Source organism: Solibacillus sp. FSL K6-4121 (assembly GCF_038002585.1).
Taxonomy (GTDB): domain Bacteria; phylum Bacillota; class Bacilli; order Bacillales_A; family Planococcaceae; genus Solibacillus; species Solibacillus faecavium.
Window position 1 is genome coordinate 799,577 of record NZ_JBBOCS010000002.1, and the last position, 19,357, is coordinate 818,933.

A 19,357-nucleotide genomic window follows, 5' to 3' on the forward strand; every position below is an offset into this window, starting at 1 on the left:
GCCTCACCCTTTCGATTTTACTAATAAATATAAGAAATACGGAATGCCAACGAGGGACACGACAATACCAACCGAAAGTTCTACAGGAGAAAATACCGTTTTAGCAATATAATCTGAAAACACAAGTAAAATAGCCCCTATAAAAAGACTTACCGGCATCATATACCTGTGATGAATTCCGACAAGCTGGCGCGCTATATGCGGTGCCATTAATCCAATAAACCCAATACTGCCGGAAACCGATACACACGCACTTACTAGGCCAACACTTGCAAGTAATAACTTCACTTTTTCTTTTTCAAGTGAAATACCTAGACTCAAAACCGTCTCTTCTTCCAACTGAAAATAATCGAGCAAATAGGCCTTTCTATAAATATAGGTCCCCAATATGATAAGCCATGGAAGCATCGCACTTACAAAATACCAATTGGAATTATAGATCGAGCCATTCATCCAAATGGCTGCAGCCTGATAATCTCCCTCATCCATTTTTAACGACCAAAAAAGGGTGATTGCACTAAAACCTGTATTAATCGCAATACCCGTCAATATAAGCTTTTGCATATCCATACGTCCTTGTTTATACGAAATGGCCAGAATAATAGCAGCTGCAATGGCGCCTCCTACGAAACCAAATAACGGGACAATCAATATTTTCAACAGACTATTTATTTCAACGTTTACTAATTCCACCTGGAAAAAGAACATAAAGATTACAATGGCACAACCCGCCCCTGCATTGATTCCAATAATGCCGGGATCAGCAAGTGCATTTTTAGTAATTCCCTGGAGCACGACACCAGCCATAGCAAGACCCATTCCAACTAATGCTGCTGTTATAATTCGAGGCAAACGAAAATCAAATATCACTAAATCAAATTGCGCTGTTGACTCAACACGCAGCAATGTTTTAATAACTTCCGGAGTAGTCATTGCAAATGCACCGCTCGTTAAATGAATATACATAGCTAAAAGAAGGAGAAGTATTAATGTACCGCTCATAAACAACCATTTTTTATGCTGCATATTTTTCACCGCCTTTTCGACGAATCAAATATAAGAAAAATGGTACGCCAATGATTGCAGTAATGACGCCAATTGGAGTTTCGTATGGGAAATTTATGTATCGGCTAATTAAATCACATGCGGCTAAGAAGAATGCGCCCATCACGGCAGAACAAGGAATAATTACGCGATAATCTACCCCCATTAACATTCGTACAATATGCGGAACGACTAACCCAACAAATGCAATTTTTCCGACAAGAGCTACGGCGGTACCCGTTAAAATGGCAACAGCTAGCATGCTAAGTATTTTTACAGTACGCGTATTTTGCCCTAAGCCAACCGCCACATCTTCACCAAGTGCGGTTATTGTAACAGCACGAGCTAATACTATCGTTAAAATAAGCCCAATTAATCCAATCGGTACACATAAAAACACTAACTCCATTTCAACCATATGTACTTTCGAGTTATACCACATTGTGACAGTTTGTGAGATTTGATAGTACATGGCGATTGCCGTTCCTATACTGCTAATAAATGTACCAATCACCGTACCGATAATGGCTAACCTTACAGGGGATAACCCATTTTTTATAATGGAAGCAAACCCAAAAACGAGTGCACCGCCAAACAGTGAGCCAAGCATTGATAGCAATACTAAATTAAAGCTTGATAGACCCGGTAAAAACACGAATGCCATCGTTATGAAAAAGGCAGAACCATCTGTTACACCCATTATCGATGGCGAGGCAAGAAAATTTCGAGTAACTCCCTGCATAAGGGCACCAGCTGCTGCTAAAAATGCACCGACAAATAAGACAGCAAGCGCTCGTGGAACCCGTCCTGACCAAATAATTTGGTGATCTATATTTTCTTCATCATATTGGATAATTGCTTCTATAATCGTTTCAATTGGAATCGATTTCGTACCCATTGAGATCGATAGAATTGTCACAGTTACGATTAAAATTGGCATTATTATTGAAAATAAAATGAAATGCCTATAGGAATTTTTCAAAAATAATGGCCTCCTTTGAAAAAATAAAAGAAAGAAGCTGCCCGGAAATCATTTCGGACAGCCCCCTGCACCCACTTTTTATGAGGCAGTTCTAACTTAACTACCCATACTAGCAAACGCTTTAAGTGAATCCAGCTTATTTTAATACGTTTTCATTAAACGCTTTTAGGAAATTGATTTTTGACCAGGCTGTTCCCCCTTGTGCCATTGCATCAATCAGATTGACATGCACATTATTCGTTTTTGCGGCAGTTGTACTGCTGAAAATCGGATTATCCAAAATCTCTTTTAATAATTCTGGCGTTTCTTTATTTTCATCATCTGCATATTGCAGGAAAATCATATCCGGGTTCCACTCAGCTAATGTTTCATATGTAATAACCGTTTGTGCTTCGATTGCATTTAATTCTTCTGGGACACTAAAACCAAAATCTTCATAGATGGAAGGGTTTAAATAAACACCTGCTGGGTACACAGCCAAGCCGCCACGTACTCGGATAATCAACACTTTTTTATCATTTAAATCACTGCTTGCAATAGTTTCTTTCGTATTGGCTAGAGTTGTTTCATAGTCTTCCAGTGCTTTTTGCGCTTCTGCTTCCTTACCCGCTAATTGTCCGAATAACAGGAGATTTTCTTTCCAGTTTGTAGAAATATGCGAATACGGGAATGTTGTCGCGATTTTGTTATAGTTTGTCATTTGCGCTTCATCCCATTTGCTTGTCCCTAAAATTACATCCGGGTTTAAAGAAAGCATTGCCTCTGTATTCGGCTCTTTTTTCGAACCGACAACCGTTGCTCCGGCTAAATCAGCTTCCAAGTATTTAGGAATTGTCTTACCATCATTTGAAATAACGCCTGCAGGTTTAACACCAAGTACTGCAGCATCTTCCATCGCCTCTAAACTTGCAGCAATAATCGTATCCACTTTCGCTGGCACATCGTAGTCGTTCCCTAAATAAGATACTTTTTGTACAGTTGCCTCATCAGCTACAGATTGATCATCTTTAGAAATTTGCTCTGTATTAGCTTCAGATGATTCCACCTCTTCATCTGCATTACAAGCAGCTAGCATTAAGGCCAACGCCGCGAAACTTACTAACGTACGGTATTTTTTCACAATTAGTTCCTCCTGATTTGTTGATAACGATTATCATTATCATTTTATTTACAAATCTGATGTTATCAAACGGCTGTATGTACGTAAATGGAGTTTTTTACAAAAGAAATGGACTTTTGCTTAATCGCTATAAAATTGTTTTCGGAAATTAGTCGGTGTTTGCTCATATTGTTTTTTAAATACACGACAAAAATAAAATGCATCTTGATAACCTACTAAATCAGCAATGTCCTTAATCGGTATAGATGTTGTTCGCAATAATTCTTTCGCTTGCTTTAAACGAAATTCTGTTAAAAACTGAATTGGTGACATCCCGATTTGCTTGTCGAATAAGTAAGCTAAACGTCGACGATCACACCCTACCTCTTCTGCAATATCTGCAATGGAAATAGATGCTGTATAATGTTCAGTCATAAATGTAATGGCCTGATCAACGACATTGTTTGATGTTTGCATTTTTGCACATATGACGATGAACTCTATAAGCTGCAAAAATAAGGATTTGCACTTCAACTTATTCAAATCACCGGGTATTTTTTCAAAGTGAATCAGTTGTTGGACAAGATAATCCATTTTATGGTGTTGACCTGTAACGATTTCAAAATGGCCTGTTTTAATTGATTGAGTGCTGTTCATTGATTTGTAATGAATAACCGTATAATGCCACGGTTCCTGACTTGTAACTAAAATATCAATTTCCATATTCGGTCCCGCGTGTAAAATAACCCCTTTATGTAAAGCATACACTTGCCCATTCAATGAAAAATTCGCACTTCCTGATAGTGTTATCACAAGTCCATTTAAAAGCGGTGCTGTGTTTCGACTGTGATCATGTGCATTGACACCTAAGCTTGTAACGAATAAATCTTCATATTGTATTGTTGTATTGGCAAAGTATTTTATTAAGTCGTTTGTCTGAATTGTCATCGCATCCTTCTTTTTCTAAAATTGCATATGCAAATGATAATCATTTTCAACAAGGGTACACTACTATGCTGTGACAGTACAACCTATTTTAGAAAAAAGGGTGAAATTATCGACTGATACAGAAAAATATGTTTGTAAAAAGCTCCTTTCTATCACATTAAATCTCACTTTTCCTAATTGATTCTATTTTCAAAAATTGATATTGATACTTTAGAAATAATGATTTATATTTATTATATTTTAATGGAATAGAGGTATGGGGATCGTGTTTTATTTAATCCAGTTTATTATTGGCGGTACTGTCATGCTGCTAGCTACATGGCTAAGTCGTTCAAACTTGCATTTTTTATCTGGAGTCATTACGCTTTTGCCGATTTTAACGTTACTGAATATGCGGCTGCAGATGAAAAATATGACGGATGAAACCTTTCACATTGTGCAGCAAAACGCTATTTTTGGAGCTGTAGGAATGGTTTTGTTTACCGCGCTCGTGTTTTATTTTTCGAGTTACTGGAAACCCGGCCAAGCTGTTCTTAGTGCGCTTTCAATCTATGTTATTTTTATGTTGATTGGCAAGCCGGTTTTAGCATTTATCCAAGCATAATAAAAAAAGCTGCATAGTTTTCCCTATGCAGCCTCGACTATAGATACACTCTTAATAAGTGTTTGTTTATAGTCTTTTTTATTTTAAAGATTTCTCTATTTGTTCTGTGGAGGATGGTCGATTTACTTCATCATATAGAGAGCAACTAAAGGTGAATAAATAAATGAGTATATGCAATAGCATTAACTGTCCTCTAAATGTTCTGTTATTCGGTAAAATAATACACAATCCGATAATTAATAGTAATGGGAAGCTTATCACAAGCATGCCTGCCCCCACAAAGCCGTCTCCAGATATAACCCCTGTACTGAATGAAACAAGCCACGTTAATATTGGTGTATGGAGCACCACCCAAACAATGGACCATATAATTTTCGTAATTTTTTTCGAGGCATTTTTCAATAGAACATGTAAAATACTAAAGCTCACAATCGAAATAAGCAGACAAATGAGCATTGTCTTTCCGCCACGATTCAACCAATTGTCCTCAATCGTTGCTTCCTCTAAATTTAACGTACGAATTTCGTTATTGACGATAAAGTCCTTTACAAATTCATCCATCTGCTGTTCATCTACAGGTGCCGTTTCACTGTAGCCAATATGATAAATTAACCCATTGTGATAGCTGTAGTATTCGTTTGCTGAACCAGCATTCGTATAAATAGCATCATCATTTTCATTATAAAAATAGTAATTATAGACGAGTCCTGAACCATTATTTCTTTTCTGTTTCACAATTGCTGTAGACTCGTTAATCTGTTCTATCTCCATTGGATTGCCAGCTGCATCGACTAAGTTTTGTTGAAGCTCTTCAACATTTACAGGGTTAATCCACGATGGAGCAATTGAAATATTTAAAAAATGATCATCCGACTTAAAATGAAACTGCAGCTCTGTAAAGAATCCGTCATTCACTGCAATGACCGTTCCGTTTTCCCGATCATATGGCTGCGGTAAATTCGGAAAAGTGACGCCACTCAATTTCAAAAAATCAGTTAATGAAATTTCCCTGTAATAGCGTAATGACCGGATATGCTGCATATCCTGCTCCTTGAAGTTTTGACTATAAGCAACACCTGTGCCCTCGATTTCATGGAATATATTTAAAAGAGTTGGTGTTTCAGTCGCTTGAAGCCGGTTTTGCTCTGGATTCAATTGATTCATCACAAAAATTATAATGGCTGTGCTAATTAGAGCTGTAATTAACGTAATATGAAAAAATCGTTTCGGTTTTCTTTGCTGAATTTTCATTTGTACGGCTTGTTGAATATTCTTTTCATGTAGTGACGTATTTTTCAACTCTTTCAGTTTATAACGTGTCATTTTTTAACACCTCCCACTCCATTGACTGTAACTTATCCTTTAATAAATTCCTGCCTTTGACAAGTCTCGATTTTGCCGTGTTTTCATTTAAATTTAAAATTTCTGCCAGCTCTTTCACTGAATAACCTTCCAAATAATAATAGGCTACTACTTCGCGCTGCTTTAACGGTAAGTCTAGTACAGCCTCACTTATGAGCTGCTCCTCATCCTGTACGACTAATGCATCAGTATGTTTATGAGAAGATGTATGAAGCCATTTTTCCTGCAAAATGATTTTTCGGTAATGCCAACTTTTTAAATAATCTTTTGATTTATTTGTTGTCATCGTAATCAAATAGCGTTCCACTGAAGTGGGATCGAGGTCCATTTTCCTTTCATAAATTTTAATAAAAACATCTTGAACAATATCTTCGGCTGTATGTAAGTTTTTAGAATAATAATAGGCAATGCGAAAAAGCTTTGCTGTATGTTGTTGCATCAATAAATTAAGTTGTTGCTCATCCACTCATTTCACTCCTTTCTACTATAATAACGAATGTAAATATGGCTAGGTTGAAAATATAAAAAAAACACGGAGCATTTACTTTCGTAAACAAACTCCGTGCTGATCATATTATTGATAAAACGGTTTTACTTCATATCCGCTTTGCTCTAAATGATAGCGAATATTTTTGTCGACTAAAAAGTGACCTGCACCAACTACTACAAAGAAAGTACCTGGTTGTTTTTCCAATACTTCCACAAGTTTTGCTGCCATTTGTTCATCGCGCTTACCGAATAGCATTTCGTTAAATTCCGAAGTATCTTCGTTCATTTCCTGTAAGCTTTCAGCAAATTTTTCAATGTCGCCATTGACCCAGTTCGTAAACCAGTCGGCCATGATTTTAACATCTTCATCTGTTTGCTCAGCTGGTTCTAAAATGCTATCAAGGGCCTCAACTAGGGATTGTTCCTGTGATTCCTGAGACAAGCCATCAAACATATCAACTTGGGCATTCATACCTTCCAGCTCATAAATAGGTTTTTGCTGTAAATAAGCACTAAGTAAAAATTGGATATCTACCCCATGCATTGCCATTTCCTCTGGTGTTAAGCCAAAAACGCCATCCAATGACATAGATGAAAAATTACTTGAAATAAACCATGGTTTTTGTAAAGCTAACTCTTCCATAGGCATTCCCAATTGCTCTGCAACTTTTTCCAGTTTTGCATACGTTTCTTCACTTACGACATCTTTAATTGTGCGACCATCCGTAAACATCGCTTTTTCCATATAGTAATCTAAACCGGATGGGTCCAATGAGTTTACCTCAACAAATAGACCATCTGAGTCTTTAAAGGCATTTGTAAGCTTTTTGTGCATTGGATGTAAATCCGGTGTACCTACATGAATAGAGCCTAATAAGTATACTTTTGTATCTTCGTCTTCTACTACCCAGGCAACCCCTTTTGCACCTGCATTGGCCTTTTCGAAAGTATCTTGAATTAAACGGACAGCAAAAATGACAGCATGCTGTGTCGTTGCTTTAGCATCCAGCATTAATCCACTTTCAGACCCTTGCAATACTTTGCGCTCTTGCATATATTTAACCGCATCTTCTGATACATTCAAATCGTATTGTGCGACAATATTATATAGTTGGTTAATGATATCACCGCGTGTTTTGTCACCAGTAACTTTTAAAGGTGTAAAAGCCACATTTTTAGGTAAATTTAATTCTGCAATTTTCTTTTCTGTTAATGTCATTAATGAATTTAAACGTTCAGTAGAAATAGTGGATCGAAAGCCATCATAATACCATTCAATCGGGAAAATGCCGAACTTTTCGCCATCATTTAATGTTTGGATTGCCCAATTACTAATATCGGGAGTAACCTGTTCTGCTTTAACGGCTGGCATAATTGTCGTAAACATTAAAGTCGTTCCTAATGTTGTTGCAATAGCCGTTTTCGTAAACTTTTTCATTGTTAACATCCTCCTAAAAAACGATTATGAAATCGCTTTTTCAAAATAGAATATATGAAATAGCTTTATTAGTTTGTAGTCGCTCTATAACTCTACTTGAATACATTCTAAAATTATATTTCACCCAATAATTGTATCATAATTTTTTATAAATATTTTCATTTAATGGTAATTTTTATGCAAATTTTTTATATTGCTATATTTGGTTGATGATTGATGAAATCCGTTCATATTACTGACTACTAAGTATTTTTTATTTCTGTCTGAGACATATTAAATTAGGTTGATTTATACAATTTAATTTGATACCAAAAAAATTTTATATGGAATAATCATCTTTTTAAAATAATATTTTCATGATTATTTTTTTTTATTCAGGGTAATTTAACTGTAGATAATCGAAAGGTGGTAAAAAGGATGAAAAAACTCGCTTTATTTTTAGCAATAGGAACCAGTGCATTTTTAGTAGCTTGCGGAGATAAAGAGGAAGCAACTAATTTACCGGATAATGCACCTACAGAGCAAAATACAATGGATCAGACAAGTAAAGATACTAATACTGATACGACGAATGCACCGTATAACTTTACACACTTTGATTTAGATATTAAGTATGCTGATAATAAGAGCTATGAAGTGGATTATGAAAATGAAGCATCTCGTGCAGAGGCAACCATCGATGATGAAGTAAATAATTCTAAAATCGAAGGTAATGAAGCTACAAATACTTTAGTACCGATTTTTGAGAGCTTTACATTTGATGCGAATACAGATTCTGATGCAGTCATTGATGAAGTTTTAGAAAAGTTCAATCAGCCTGACAGCTTCTTAGAAGTTGAAATTGAAATTAAGTTTGCTGACGGTACAGTGAAAGAATACCGTCGTACAAACCAATAAGAACCTGTAGATAATAATTCTGGTTCATGCTAAAAGATGTCTGGACACAAACTAAACACCATTTTTCTCTTAGAGAAGAATGGTGTTTTTTCTGAGCACACAATTGATTTCCATTGCGCTTTCCACGGGCGTGGCCTGAGCCTGTAGTCTCAGGCGTCGTGCTCCTGCGGTTACTCGTCGCAAAATAAATTTCGCTATTCCCGTAGGAGTCGCCCCTCCATTCCAATCAATTTTATAGAGTATCAGTTTCTTATGAGGGTTTTCTCCATAACCCTTTCAATTCAACTACTGTCCCGCCCTCATTTTAGTTTTTCACTTTATTAATCTAAATCATCTTTGCAATTTGAAGCGTGCGATGCAGTACTTTTGCCATTTGTGATCGTGTTAATTTTCCATTTGGATCGAAACGGCCATTTTCTTTTCCTCCAAAGATGCCATATTCAAACGCCAATGCAATATAGTATCGCTCCGAAGAAGAAAGCTGTTTAATATCCGTGAATGGCATTTTACTTAAGTTAGGATCAGCCATTGCCACTCCTGCATGTTGCAGCATACGAATCGATAGTAGAGCTGCTTCTTTTCTAGTAACGACTTGTTCGGCATGAAAGTAATTTGATTTTTTATCATCCAATATCCCTGCCTCCAGTAGCGCTTGAACAGATGCTTCATACCATTTCCCCTGTATATCCTGATAGTTAGAAAATTCATTAGCTGTTAAACCCATTGAACGGGAAATCATTGCTGCATATTGTGCTAACGTAACGTGTGCACTCGGTTTAAAATAATTATTTTCAACTCCAGAAACAATTTTACGTTTCGCCAGCTGCTCAATTTGATAACGGTGCCCGTCTGCCTGAATATCAAAGAACTTCGGATTGTGCTCGGAAACAATATATTCTGCGGAGTTTTTTGTCTTCAATACATGCTTATTCAACACTCTTGTATATGGCGTTGCTTCATATTCACCATCATTACCTAAACGAAGTATTGTTGCTGAAGCCGGGAAACCTTTTACTTCGATATCAATATAAGATGAGAACTGTAAATTTTCATTATGCATACTTGCTGAAAACAAAATAGACTGCCCTTTTACTTCATCAATCGTCAAAGCAATGACTGCATTATTATTTGAAGCAGGAATTGCAGCTCGAGGGATGGAAAGTGAAATGCTGTCTGAAACCGTGATTTTTGTTGGTATATGACGGTTCATATCCGATACTGGGATTAGTATAGAATACGAATCACCTTTCTTTGAAACTTCAATCGACGTCGGGTTTTCCTTTTCCTCGACCTCTTCATAATAATAAGGATCCCATCCAAATGGTATATTGCGCTGAGCCTCTTCTATATATAATAAATCTTGTAAATTCGTCACTAATCGTTGCTGCAATGCGTTTAATGCATTATATTCCTTTCGAACCGCTTCTACTTGCTGCTGCGTTGAAGAAGTCGTCAATTTCGATATGGCAGTCATGACTTGCTGTGCGATGGAGCGATTGTAGGCAGGAGACTGATGTAGCTCATATTCTCGCATTTTTTCATTTGCCATTGTCGATAGTAAAGTTCGGAAATCGTACGGCAATGAATTGTACGCTTGCATCGCGGATTGGTAGTTGGATACATAGTTCCAATCTTTCGTATTTAATTGTTCGAAGCTGAGTTGGACAGCTTCCATTTTTCGTACGTTTTCCATATAATTTTGAAGCTGTATGTATGAATGGCTTGGAATTGCATTTTTCTGTGAGTACGTTAATGAATTGTAATAACGATTTGCTTCTTCAATATCTCGAATAAATGTGCTATTTCTCGCCGAAATTGCTGACATCTTTGCAGCAAATGTATTCAAAATTTCCTGATGATTTTCATATGTATCTAAATAATAAAATAAAGTCGCCGCATTCCTAACTTGTGTCTGCTGGTAATAAGTTAATGCATTATAGGCGTTTCGTGCTTCCCTTAAGTAGTAATCATATGTACTGCTTGCTGCATTAATTTGATCGATTAAGCTCTCTACGTTATAAACTTGCCAATCATAGGAGTTACTGCTATTGGCAGAAGTAGGTGCATCGGTAATTACGATTGCAGCAGGAATGGTAAGCATGGCAAATAGTGCTGCTGATTTTTTAATAGTCATGAAAATCAACCTTTCTTAATTAAACTCGCATGTAAATTGTAGCATGAATTAGTAAGTGGATGTTAAATTTTCCAAATAACTGGCTCATCATTCTGTTGTTACGGGGAAAACACGTTGAAGCAAGTTTGGGGAGGGATTTGAATTGTGTAGTGAGATAAATAGCGGAAGGAATTTCCGTTATTTTTAAAGTAGCTTAAAAAATGGTGAAAATAAGGGAAGGAATTTCCGCTATTGACCTTAAAAACATGAAATTTCATGGTTTTATTTAAAATAACGGTAAAATGTTCCCTTATTTAACATAAAATGAGCTACACCATGCCAAATAACGGAAAAATATTCCCTTATTTTAGGAATCCACTGAAAAACATTTTGCCTACTCGAGGTTGGTCAGACGTGAAGGAAGCGGAAGTTGTGTACAAATAACAGAAGCATTTTCACCAATACAAAGCTTCTATTAAATGAGGTATCAAAATGCCAAGAAAAGAAATAAGTTAAAAAGTATGCGCGGTTATATGCAGGTGATATTTCAAACTAAAAAGACCAATTTTTCTCATATGAAAAATTGATCTTTTTTCTTTTTATTGAATGGACCCTGTACTTTTCAGACCCGGAGTTACAGTTACATTTACTTTTGCATTTTTATAGGCTTCCATCCATTCCGTTTCGCTCATACGCCTGTTATGAAGGACTTTGCCTTTATAGTCAATTCCAAAGCCAAGCGGATCAAAGCCGAGTTCCATCATCTCTTTAATAAATGCTGTAATTTTTTCCTCTGTTTCACGTTTAAGCTGTTTGTTATACTTTGGCAAATCTTTATTTTTTAACGGCTTCTTTGATTCTGAAATTGACCCTTTTAAGCTAACTTTTATATCAAGCTCTATATTTGATTCATCTTTTATGATGACTTTGTAATTGGATCGGATTGTGTCAATTTTAGCTATAAATGAATCGCCATCTTCTTCTATTTTTAATTCAGCACTTTTTGATTTTTTTGTGAGCAAATTATAGATGGAGGTATTTAGCGTTTCAAGTTCATGTGGCTCTTTGTTATTTGCTAATAAGAATGACTTATTAATTTTGAAATGCTCATCTGCTTTAACTATCTCGATAATTGGTATAACTGTATCTATTCCTTTTTCCTTCATGTTTCGTCTGAATTCAAATAAATATGTCGTCACGATTAATGGACTAGTCGTTCCATTTTCATCAAAATAGTTAAATAGCTCTGGATAGGCAGCGGTCTCCCCTTGTGGAATCAGTTTAATAATTTCTTCAGCTGATGGTCGTCCAATGCTGATCCATGAAATCATTTGAATGTCCGGTCTTCTTAATAAAAAATCAATAATTCCCTCATTTTTATCCTCTTTTAATAATTCTTCTCCAATGACAATAAGTTTGGAATGCCCAAATTCAAGCTCCTTATCGGAATACGATTCTAATATACGAATAGCTTCTGACAATGTTTCACCAGTTTGTGTTAAATAAGAGTACTCCGGAGCAGTCGCTTCTTTAAAAGAGCTTGTTGGTTCATATAGCTTTAACGTTATTTTATAAGGTTTGTCCTCTTCATCTGATTTATCAATCGCAATCATTGCAATGAAAACAGTTTTATCGATATCTTTAAATTCGCAACCTGCTATGAAAATGCTGCACATTAATAACAAAATGAGAGCCTTCATTTTAATATTAAGATTTTGCATATTTCATTCTCCTTTTTATAAAAACAAAGACTAGGACCATTAAAGGAAATACAAACACTAAAATGCTATAAAAAATACTTGTATAACGAAATAGTTGGTACTCATTTAGTTCAGTTACTAAATACAGTGTAATGGCTATGAAAAAAGGAATTGGTATAAATTTTCCAATGCTTTTTCCTTTGAATTTTATATTTTCAAACTTAAAAATAAATCTTAAAAATTCCATCGAAGCATGCCAATGAATGAGAATACTTATAAATGCAATCCCTAAATAAAATAACAGAAAAATAAACAGTACTCGCTCTATTACAAAAAAGTCCATTTTTAATGAGTCTGTAGTAGAAATCCACGGGTAAACAAGCTGATTAATATCCTCAAAGCCATTAAATCCAATTGGTATAAAATATGTCGTAAATAATGTTGCGCCGGCTATGAATGTGATGAGACTAATTTGTTTCCAACCAAACGTTTGTTTTTTTGTAAAGTATCGATTAAATATAAACAAATTTGCTACACCTAAAAATAAAAAAAAGCATGAAGAGAATGAATGCCAGTTTGGAATTTTATTAATATATAAAGCAGCTTCTCTTACATAATCCCATTCCAAATTTGGACTAGTATACGCTTTATAAAAGATGAACAGGATTAATGGGCTTGTAATTAACAAGATAATTTCCGTTGTAAATAATACACGTTGTGTTTTCATTAAACATCCAAAAATAACGGAAAGGATTATCGTTAAGCTAATTTGCATAATAGGCATTTCTGGACTCAAGTAACGAATTAACAGAAATGTAAAGGTGATTAAGGTGATAAGCCCCGCAACAAACCATAAAATCGCGAGTGAAAATACAAACGGTAAATAAAACCATTTAGGTGTCGTTTTCTGTAAAAGCTCAGGTAAAGTCATACCAGGATAAGAATTAAAAAAGCGAGTATAAATTGTAACAAGAATCACACCTGCTATTATTCCCATTATCATAGAAGAAACCGTACCTTCTTTATGGTAATGTAAAAGAATGGCAGGTACTGAAGCGATAATATTTGCAACCATATTAATTAAAATTAAATAATAATAAAATCGGTTCATGATTCCTCCCCTGATTTCATTTTATTTTTTTTGCCCATACTAAGTTTTAAATAAGGTTCCCCAAAGCTATTAATGCTTACTAAGTACATAACTAAAGCGTACAGCCCCAGTGTTAAACCAGCTAAGCCGAATATAGTTGTCACTAATATGAAAAATATACGTAGGACACGAATAGAAAAGGCCATTTCATTTATCGGAATAACAAAAGTGGATATGGCAACAGCAGATACGACAATAACCATTACATTTGATGCCAGGGAAGCCTCTGTCACAGCAGTTCCTAATATTAACCCACCTACTGTAGTAGCAGTTGCACTTACTGCTTTTGGGAGTCGAATACTTGCTTCTAATAGCATTTCCATAAAGAAAAGCATAAATAAAACTTCTATAAATGAAGAAAAAGGAACACCAATGCGACTTCCGGCGATTGTTAATGCTAACTCTGTACGAAATACTTCCGGTGCATATGAGGTAATACCAATATACAAACTCGGCAGGAGAATACTTATAAACAACCCTGTATAACGGAGGAATTTTAGGAAAAAAGAAATAAAAAACGTGTGGTAATTATCTTCCATAGTTGTCATGAAATCAAAAAAGAAAACGGGTGCAATAAGCGCCTGAGAATTTCCGTCCAATAGTAAAACAACTTTTCCACCTGAAAGATTGTATGCGATACGGTCTGGTCTTTCAGTCATAATCATTTGAGGAAATAAGGAAAATCTCTGATTGTTTATATAATTATTTAACTGAGTTGTCGAAGTAATGATATTGCGGTCTACAGCTTGAAGCCTTTCTTCAATTAGCTTCAATGCATTTTTGTTTACATGTTCTTTATCATAAATGATTGCCAATTTTTGCTGGTTCACTTCGCCCATTACAACGTAATCAACGTATAATGTAGGCTGATGATAATTCGATCGAATCATATTTATGCTCATTGTCAGATTTTCACTTAACGCTATTTGTGAACCATGTGTGGTCATTTCTACTGAGGTTGTATTTATTTGATCATTCGTAGAGAACTTTAAATCGAGTACTAGAATTTCATTTTGAATCCTTATTATTACATTACCGCTCATTACATCCTGTTTAAGCTGATCTTTTGATTTACTTTCTTGGAATTGGGGCAATGCCTGAATATATCGAACAAACTTAGTTTCAGAGGACATTTCAAAAAAAGGCTTAATAATAATTTTTTGCAATAATTCCAAATCAATAAGGGACTTAATATAATGTATTTCTGCTTTTTTCCCCTCATCTTCTAGCGTCTTCTTTGTTAGTTCGTTTGTATCCTTGAATTGTTCTTCAATTGACTTTATATTTTCTTCAGAAGACATCGTAATTCTCCTATTCTTAAATATCTTTATTTCAGTATGTCCAATTCTAGGAATATTAATCATGTAAGGTTAATTTTGGTCAATAAAAAAGCCATTCTCAACTGATGAGAATGGTCTTACGTTATTAATCATTATGGATTTGCTTTAGTAAACGGTAAGCATTAATATTAATAGATTTTACAGGACTAATGCCTTCCATTATTTCTACTACATCTCGTAATAATGGCATCAAGTTTTCCTCAATGAATTCTTTTTTTACCGCATCTGTCACTTCGATTTCGAGTTTGTCCATACGATTAAGTAATTCATCACACATGATATGTAGTACTTCCTCTTCACGGTATGTAGACGTGTCATTTAAAATTAACTTGGCGCGTAAATCCAAATATTTATACCAGTAATCCCGCAAATTTAATTGCTGCTTAGTTTTATATTCCTGACGTTTAGAACGATTCGGGTCGAGGTTTTTCGTTATCGTTAACAGTCTTTCCATTTTATATTCGATCGTGGATTGACTTTCTTTTTTTAGCTTTAATTGAGCTTCCAATGCTTTTTGTAGTTGCTTTTCTTTCTTATACTTTTTAAACTTCTTGAAGCCAAAATACAGAACAATCGCCCCTACGAAAACCATCCAATTACTCATTAAAAGTAATATTACAAAAAATATTCCGAACCAACTCCAAAATTTCTTCACCAGCTACTACACTCCTAATACTTAAACATTATACCGGAATTATAGCATCGGCAAATTTCTGCAACAACCGGTAAAATAAGACAAAGCCTGTTACGAAAGGTGTTGACCCTTCATAACAGGCTTGTTATTTAATACGCTATACGTTTTTTTTCATATGCCGCGATTTGTTCTTCGTATTGGAATGTCAACGAAATTTCATCCCAGCCATTTAACAGCATTTGCTTATAATATGGGTCAATCGTGAATGAATACGTTTTGCCATACCCTGTAGTAACAGTTTGTTGCTCCAAGTTTACTTCAATTGCCTGTGCTTTTTCTAAGCCTTTTTCCAGTAGTTCATCACATTCAGCTTCTGTTAATTTAATCGGTAAAATACCGTTTTTAAAGCAGTTATTATGGAAAATATCTGCAAAGCTCGGTGCAATAACTACACGGAATCCGTAATCAAGAATGGCCCATGGTGCATGTTCGCGTGAAGAACCGCAGCCGAAGTTATCTTGTGCGACTAAAATTTCAGCACTTTTATATTCAGGCTTATTTAATACGAAATCCTCATTTGGCTTGCCGTCTTTGTCAAAACGCCAGTGATAAAATACGTATTGTCCAAACCCTGTACGCTCAATACGCTTTAAAAACTCTTTTGATATAATCTGGTCAGTATCGACATTTTTACGGTCGAGTGGTGCATATATGCTGTTGACGATATTAATCGGTTCCATACTAATCTCTCCTTATACTTCCTGCTTTTGTAGCTTACGAACATCTACAAAGCGCCCATGAATTGCAGCGGCAGCCGCCATAGCTGGTGACACAAGATGTGTACGTGCACCCGCGCCTTGACGCCCTTCAAAGTTACGGTTTGACGTCGATGCACAACGTTCACCGGATGGAATGACATCTTCGTTCATGCCTAGGCAAGCTGAGCATCCCGATTCACGCCATTCAAAGCCAGCATCAAGGAAAATTTGGTGTAGTCCTTCTTCTTCTGCCTGACGTTTTGTTGACCAAGATCCTGGAACAACAATCCCTTTAACACCTGGAGCTATCTTTTCGCCTTTAACGATATCTGCTGCTGCACGTAAGTCATTAATACGTGAGTTTGTACAAGAACCGATAAATACGTGCTGAATCTCGATATCAGTAATATTTTGTCCTTCTTGTAAATCCATATATTGCAATGCTTTATTTAATGCTGCTCTATCAGTCTCGTTATTGTAGTCTGCAGCAGTTGGTACAGTTTTCGAAACGCCAACACCCATTGCTGGATTCGTACCCCATGTTACGATTGGTTCGATTTCGTCTGCATCAATTTCAAGTACTACATCATAAGTAGCATCCGGATCAGACGCTAAGCTTAACCAGTACTTTGCCGCTTCTTCAAATTGTTCGCCCTGTGGTGCATGGCGGCGGCCGCGAAGGAATTCGACTGTAATTTCATCTGGAGAAATTAGACCGGCTTTTGCTCCGGCTTCAATTGACATATTACAGATTGTCATTCGTTCTTCCATAGAAAGCTTGCGAATTGCTTCTCCCGTGTACTCAACGATATGACCTGTTCCTACACCGATTCCCCACTTGGCGATAATTGCTAAAATGATGTCTTTTGCTGTTACGCCAAGACCAAGTTCACCGTTAACACGAATTTCCATAGTAGGTGGCTTTAATTGCCATAATGTTTGAGTAGATAGAACATGTTCCACTTCCGATGTTCCGATACCGAATGCAATGGCACCGAAAGCACCGTGTGTAGCTGTATGTGAGTCTCCGCAAACAATCGTCTTACCAGGCTGTGTTAACCCTAGTTCTGGCCCGATTACGTGAACAATCCCTTGATCAGGGTGTCCGATATCTGCTAATTCAATGCCGAATTCCTTCGCATTTTCAGCTAGTGTCATAATTTGCTTTTTCGCTATCGGATCGTTAATTGTCGGTAAATTTTTCGTTGGTACGTTATGGTCCATTGTAGCAAAACATAAATCTGTTCGACGCACTTTTCGCCCTGCTAAGCGTAATCCCTCAAACGCCTGTGGACTAGTAACCTCGTGAATTAAATGTAAGTCGATATATAGTAAATCTGGCTTACCTTCTTCACGATGTACGACATGCTGTTCCCACACTTTTTCAATAATATTTTTCCCCATAGTTTTCACCGTTCCTTACCCATATATAGAGTTGATGTTCATTCTTGGGGCAGACATGATGCTGGCTAAAAATACGTCATAACAAGCGTGACATTTTTAATTCGCACCATGCTCCCCTTTTTTACAATCAACAATCTGCTTACTTAAAAAATGATTAATTATATGAAATCATAATGCTGTCCGAAACGAAGCTTGCATCGATTTCGTTTAGTACTTGTTCAGTCCATTCTTCAGTAGATAGTGAACGTGTATGTTCCTGTGCTAAATCTGCTGTGAAATACCCATCATTAAACACTGCAGTAACCGCACGTTCAATTTCGGCTGCTTCCTCTTTTAAACCGAATGAGTATTGTAGCATCATTGCTACTGAAAGAATTGTTGCTGCCGGGTTGGCAACACCTTGCCCTGCAATTTCAGGTGCTGAACCATGTACTGGCTCGTAAAGACCGAAGTTATCACCGCGAATTGATGCTGAAGGCAATACACCTAGTGAACCTGTAATAACAGAAGCTTCGTCACTTAAAATATCACCGAATAAATTTTCAGTAACGATGACATCATATTGACCAGGATTTGTAATCAGCTTCATCGCCACTGAGTCAACTAAGTTATGTTCTGTTTCTACATCTGGGTACTGCTTTTTCTTCTCTTCTACAATTTCACGCCATAAACGTGATGTATCGAGTACGTTTGCTTTATCTACTGAGCAAAGTTTTCCACGACGTAAACGAGCTAATTCGAAAGCATTTTCGACAATACGCTCAATTTCTTCACGTGAATACACACATGTATCAATAGCACCTGCATCTGTTTTTTTACGTGGCTCTCCGAAGTAAAGCCCTCCTGTTAATTCGCGGACGATCATTAAGTCTACATTTTCCGCAACTTCACGCTTTAATGGAGAAGATGCAAGTAAACTAGGGAATGCTTTCACAGGACGTAAATTCGCAAATAAATCAAAGTGCTTACGAATTTTTAATAAACCTTTTTCCGGTCGTAGGCTTGGTGCGTTATTATCCCATTTCGGTCCACCGACAGCGCCTAATAAAATAGCATCACTTGCTTCACACATCGCAATTGTTTCATCCGGTAATGGATTGTTGTATTGATCAATTGCTGCTCCGCCGATTGCCGCGTAGTTTAAATGAAATGTATGATTAAAACGTTTCCCGATTACTTGTAATACTTTTACTGCACTTGCAACAACTTCTGGACCAATGCCGTCACCTGGTAGTACTGTAATTTTCTTTTCCATTTGTAAAACACCTTTCTTTCTACGTGAAGTTACTTGATGTAGAAGCGCCATCAAAAAGGATGACGCTATTGTCAATATAAAGAGAATGCTAGTTGTTTTCCGTTACGGTGGACGCTTTCCGGGGGCACAAGGCCGACACG

General features: G+C 36.3%; 17 protein-coding genes. 2 read left to right on the forward strand and 15 right to left on the reverse strand.

Annotated elements, in window-relative coordinates:
- Positions 1-3: 3 nt before the first annotated feature.
- The 4 genes from MHH95_RS13385 to MHH95_RS13400 form a co-directional block, all read right to left on the reverse strand.
- Positions 4-1,026 carry a FecCD family ABC transporter permease gene (locus MHH95_RS13385; protein ID WP_340727992.1) on the reverse strand — a complete coding sequence of 341 codons (1,023 nt, stop codon included), beginning with the start codon at positions 1,024-1,026 and terminating at the stop codon, positions 4-6.
- Entirely contained in the window at positions 1,016-2,026 is a 1,011-nt protein-coding gene (locus MHH95_RS13390; protein WP_340727993.1) for a FecCD family ABC transporter permease, read from the reverse strand. The genes MHH95_RS13385 and MHH95_RS13390 overlap by 11 nt, the downstream gene beginning before the upstream one ends.
- Positions 2,027-2,162: 136 nt before the next feature.
- Entirely contained in the window at positions 2,163-3,149 is a 987-nt protein-coding gene (locus tag MHH95_RS13395; RefSeq protein WP_445683026.1) for an ABC transporter substrate-binding protein, read from the reverse strand.
- 117 nt (positions 3,150-3,266) lie between these two features.
- Positions 3,267-4,073: an AraC family transcriptional regulator gene (locus MHH95_RS13400; RefSeq protein ID WP_340727994.1), complete on the reverse strand. Its 807-nt coding sequence runs from the start codon at positions 4,071-4,073 to the stop codon at positions 3,267-3,269.
- A 265-nt stretch (positions 4,074-4,338) separates the two neighbouring features.
- Between MHH95_RS13400 and MHH95_RS13405 the strand changes: the two genes are divergently transcribed.
- Positions 4,339-4,677, forward strand: a complete 339-nt coding sequence (locus MHH95_RS13405; protein WP_191699416.1) for a GlpM family protein — start codon at positions 4,339-4,341, stop codon at positions 4,675-4,677.
- Between the two features lie 78 nt (positions 4,678-4,755).
- Here MHH95_RS13405 and MHH95_RS13410 read toward each other — a convergent pair whose 3' ends face one another.
- From MHH95_RS13410 to MHH95_RS13420, 3 genes are all read right to left on the reverse strand, one after another.
- A complete protein-coding gene (locus MHH95_RS13410; RefSeq protein WP_340727995.1) occupies positions 4,756-6,000 on the reverse strand; it encodes a hypothetical protein in 1,245 nt (414 codons plus the stop codon).
- Positions 5,987-6,505 carry an RNA polymerase sigma factor gene (locus tag MHH95_RS13415; RefSeq protein WP_340727996.1) on the reverse strand — a complete coding sequence of 173 codons (519 nt, stop codon included), beginning with the start codon at positions 6,503-6,505 and terminating at the stop codon, positions 5,987-5,989. Before MHH95_RS13415 ends, MHH95_RS13410 begins: the two co-directional genes overlap by 14 nt.
- Before the next feature lie 108 nt (positions 6,506-6,613).
- Positions 6,614-7,966, reverse strand: coding sequence for a TraB/GumN family protein (locus MHH95_RS13420; RefSeq protein WP_340727997.1), 1,353 nt, complete (start codon positions 7,964-7,966; stop codon positions 6,614-6,616).
- Between the two features lie 417 nt (positions 7,967-8,383).
- On the opposite strand from MHH95_RS13420, the gene MHH95_RS13425 reads away from it, so the two are divergent.
- On the forward strand, positions 8,384-8,863 hold the full coding sequence (locus MHH95_RS13425) for a YusW family protein (RefSeq protein WP_191698909.1): 480 nt from the start codon (positions 8,384-8,386) through the stop codon (positions 8,861-8,863).
- Positions 8,864-9,188: 325 nt separating this feature from the next.
- Here MHH95_RS13425 and MHH95_RS13430 read toward each other — a convergent pair whose 3' ends face one another.
- From MHH95_RS13430 to leuB, 8 genes are all read right to left on the reverse strand, one after another.
- Positions 9,189-10,997, reverse strand: coding sequence for an S-layer homology domain-containing protein (locus MHH95_RS13430; protein WP_340727998.1), 1,809 nt, complete (start codon positions 10,995-10,997; stop codon positions 9,189-9,191).
- Between the two features lie 578 nt (positions 10,998-11,575).
- Positions 11,576-12,697, reverse strand: coding sequence for a Ger(x)C family spore germination protein (locus MHH95_RS13435; RefSeq protein WP_340727999.1), 1,122 nt, complete (start codon positions 12,695-12,697; stop codon positions 11,576-11,578).
- The gene (locus MHH95_RS13440) at positions 12,684-13,787 is read right to left on the reverse strand and encodes a GerAB/ArcD/ProY family transporter (protein ID WP_340728000.1); all 1,104 of its coding nucleotides are present in this window, start codon (positions 13,785-13,787) and stop codon (positions 12,684-12,686) included. Before MHH95_RS13440 ends, MHH95_RS13435 begins: the two co-directional genes overlap by 14 nt.
- Positions 13,784-15,127, reverse strand: a complete 1,344-nt coding sequence (locus tag MHH95_RS13445; RefSeq protein WP_340728001.1) for a spore germination protein — start codon at positions 15,125-15,127, stop codon at positions 13,784-13,786. The genes MHH95_RS13440 and MHH95_RS13445 overlap by 4 nt, the downstream gene beginning before the upstream one ends.
- A 124-nt stretch (positions 15,128-15,251) precedes the next feature.
- Complete coding sequence (locus MHH95_RS13450; RefSeq protein ID WP_340728002.1) at positions 15,252-15,770, reverse strand: ABC transporter substrate-binding protein; 519 nt, start codon at positions 15,768-15,770, stop codon at positions 15,252-15,254.
- 179 nt (positions 15,771-15,949) lie between these two features.
- Positions 15,950-16,540 carry a 3-isopropylmalate dehydratase small subunit gene (gene leuD, locus MHH95_RS13455; RefSeq protein WP_191698899.1) on the reverse strand — a complete coding sequence of 197 codons (591 nt, stop codon included), beginning with the start codon at positions 16,538-16,540 and terminating at the stop codon, positions 15,950-15,952.
- Positions 16,541-16,552: 12 nt separating this feature from the next.
- The gene (gene leuC, locus MHH95_RS13460; protein ID WP_340728003.1) at positions 16,553-17,962 is read right to left on the reverse strand and encodes a 3-isopropylmalate dehydratase large subunit; all 1,410 of its coding nucleotides are present in this window, start codon (positions 17,960-17,962) and stop codon (positions 16,553-16,555) included.
- A gap of 154 nt (positions 17,963-18,116) precedes the next feature.
- Positions 18,117-19,217 carry a 3-isopropylmalate dehydrogenase gene (gene leuB, locus MHH95_RS13465; RefSeq protein ID WP_191698897.1) on the reverse strand — a complete coding sequence of 367 codons (1,101 nt, stop codon included), beginning with the start codon at positions 19,215-19,217 and terminating at the stop codon, positions 18,117-18,119.
- Positions 19,218-19,357 lie beyond the last annotated feature (140 nt).

Bases quoted from the DNA above. Each gene is read 5' to 3' on its own strand.
- MHH95_RS13385 (WP_340727992.1), bottom strand. From the start codon at position 1,026: ATGCAGCATAAAAAATGGTTGTTTATGAGCGGTACATTAATACTTCTC.
- MHH95_RS13400 (WP_340727994.1), bottom strand. From the start codon at position 4,073: ATGACAATTCAGACAAACGACTTAATAAAATACTTTGCCAATACAACA.
- MHH95_RS13410 (WP_340727995.1), bottom strand. From the start codon at position 6,000: ATGACACGTTATAAACTGAAAGAGTTGAAAAATACGTCACTACATGAA.
- MHH95_RS13420 (WP_340727997.1), bottom strand. From the start codon at position 7,966: ATGAAAAAGTTTACGAAAACGGCTATTGCAACAACATTAGGAACGACT.
- MHH95_RS13425 (WP_191698909.1), top strand. From the start codon at position 8,384: ATGAAAAAACTCGCTTTATTTTTAGCAATAGGAACCAGTGCATTTTTA.
- MHH95_RS13430 (WP_340727998.1), bottom strand. From the start codon at position 10,997: ATGACTATTAAAAAATCAGCAGCACTATTTGCCATGCTTACCATTCCT.
- MHH95_RS13435 (WP_340727999.1), bottom strand. From the start codon at position 12,697: ATGCAAAATCTTAATATTAAAATGAAGGCTCTCATTTTGTTATTAATG.
- MHH95_RS13440 (WP_340728000.1), bottom strand. From the start codon at position 13,787: ATGAACCGATTTTATTATTATTTAATTTTAATTAATATGGTTGCAAAT.
- MHH95_RS13445 (WP_340728001.1), bottom strand. From the start codon at position 15,127: ATGTCTTCTGAAGAAAATATAAAGTCAATTGAAGAACAATTCAAGGAT.
- MHH95_RS13450 (WP_340728002.1), bottom strand. From the start codon at position 15,770: ATGAGTAATTGGATGGTTTTCGTAGGGGCGATTGTTCTGTATTTTGGC.
- leuD (WP_191698899.1), bottom strand. From the start codon at position 16,540: ATGGAACCGATTAATATCGTCAACAGCATATATGCACCACTCGACCGT.
- leuC (WP_340728003.1), bottom strand. From the start codon at position 17,962: ATGGGGAAAAATATTATTGAAAAAGTGTGGGAACAGCATGTCGTACAT.
- leuB (WP_191698897.1), bottom strand. From the start codon at position 19,217: ATGGAAAAGAAAATTACAGTACTACCAGGTGACGGCATTGGTCCAGAA.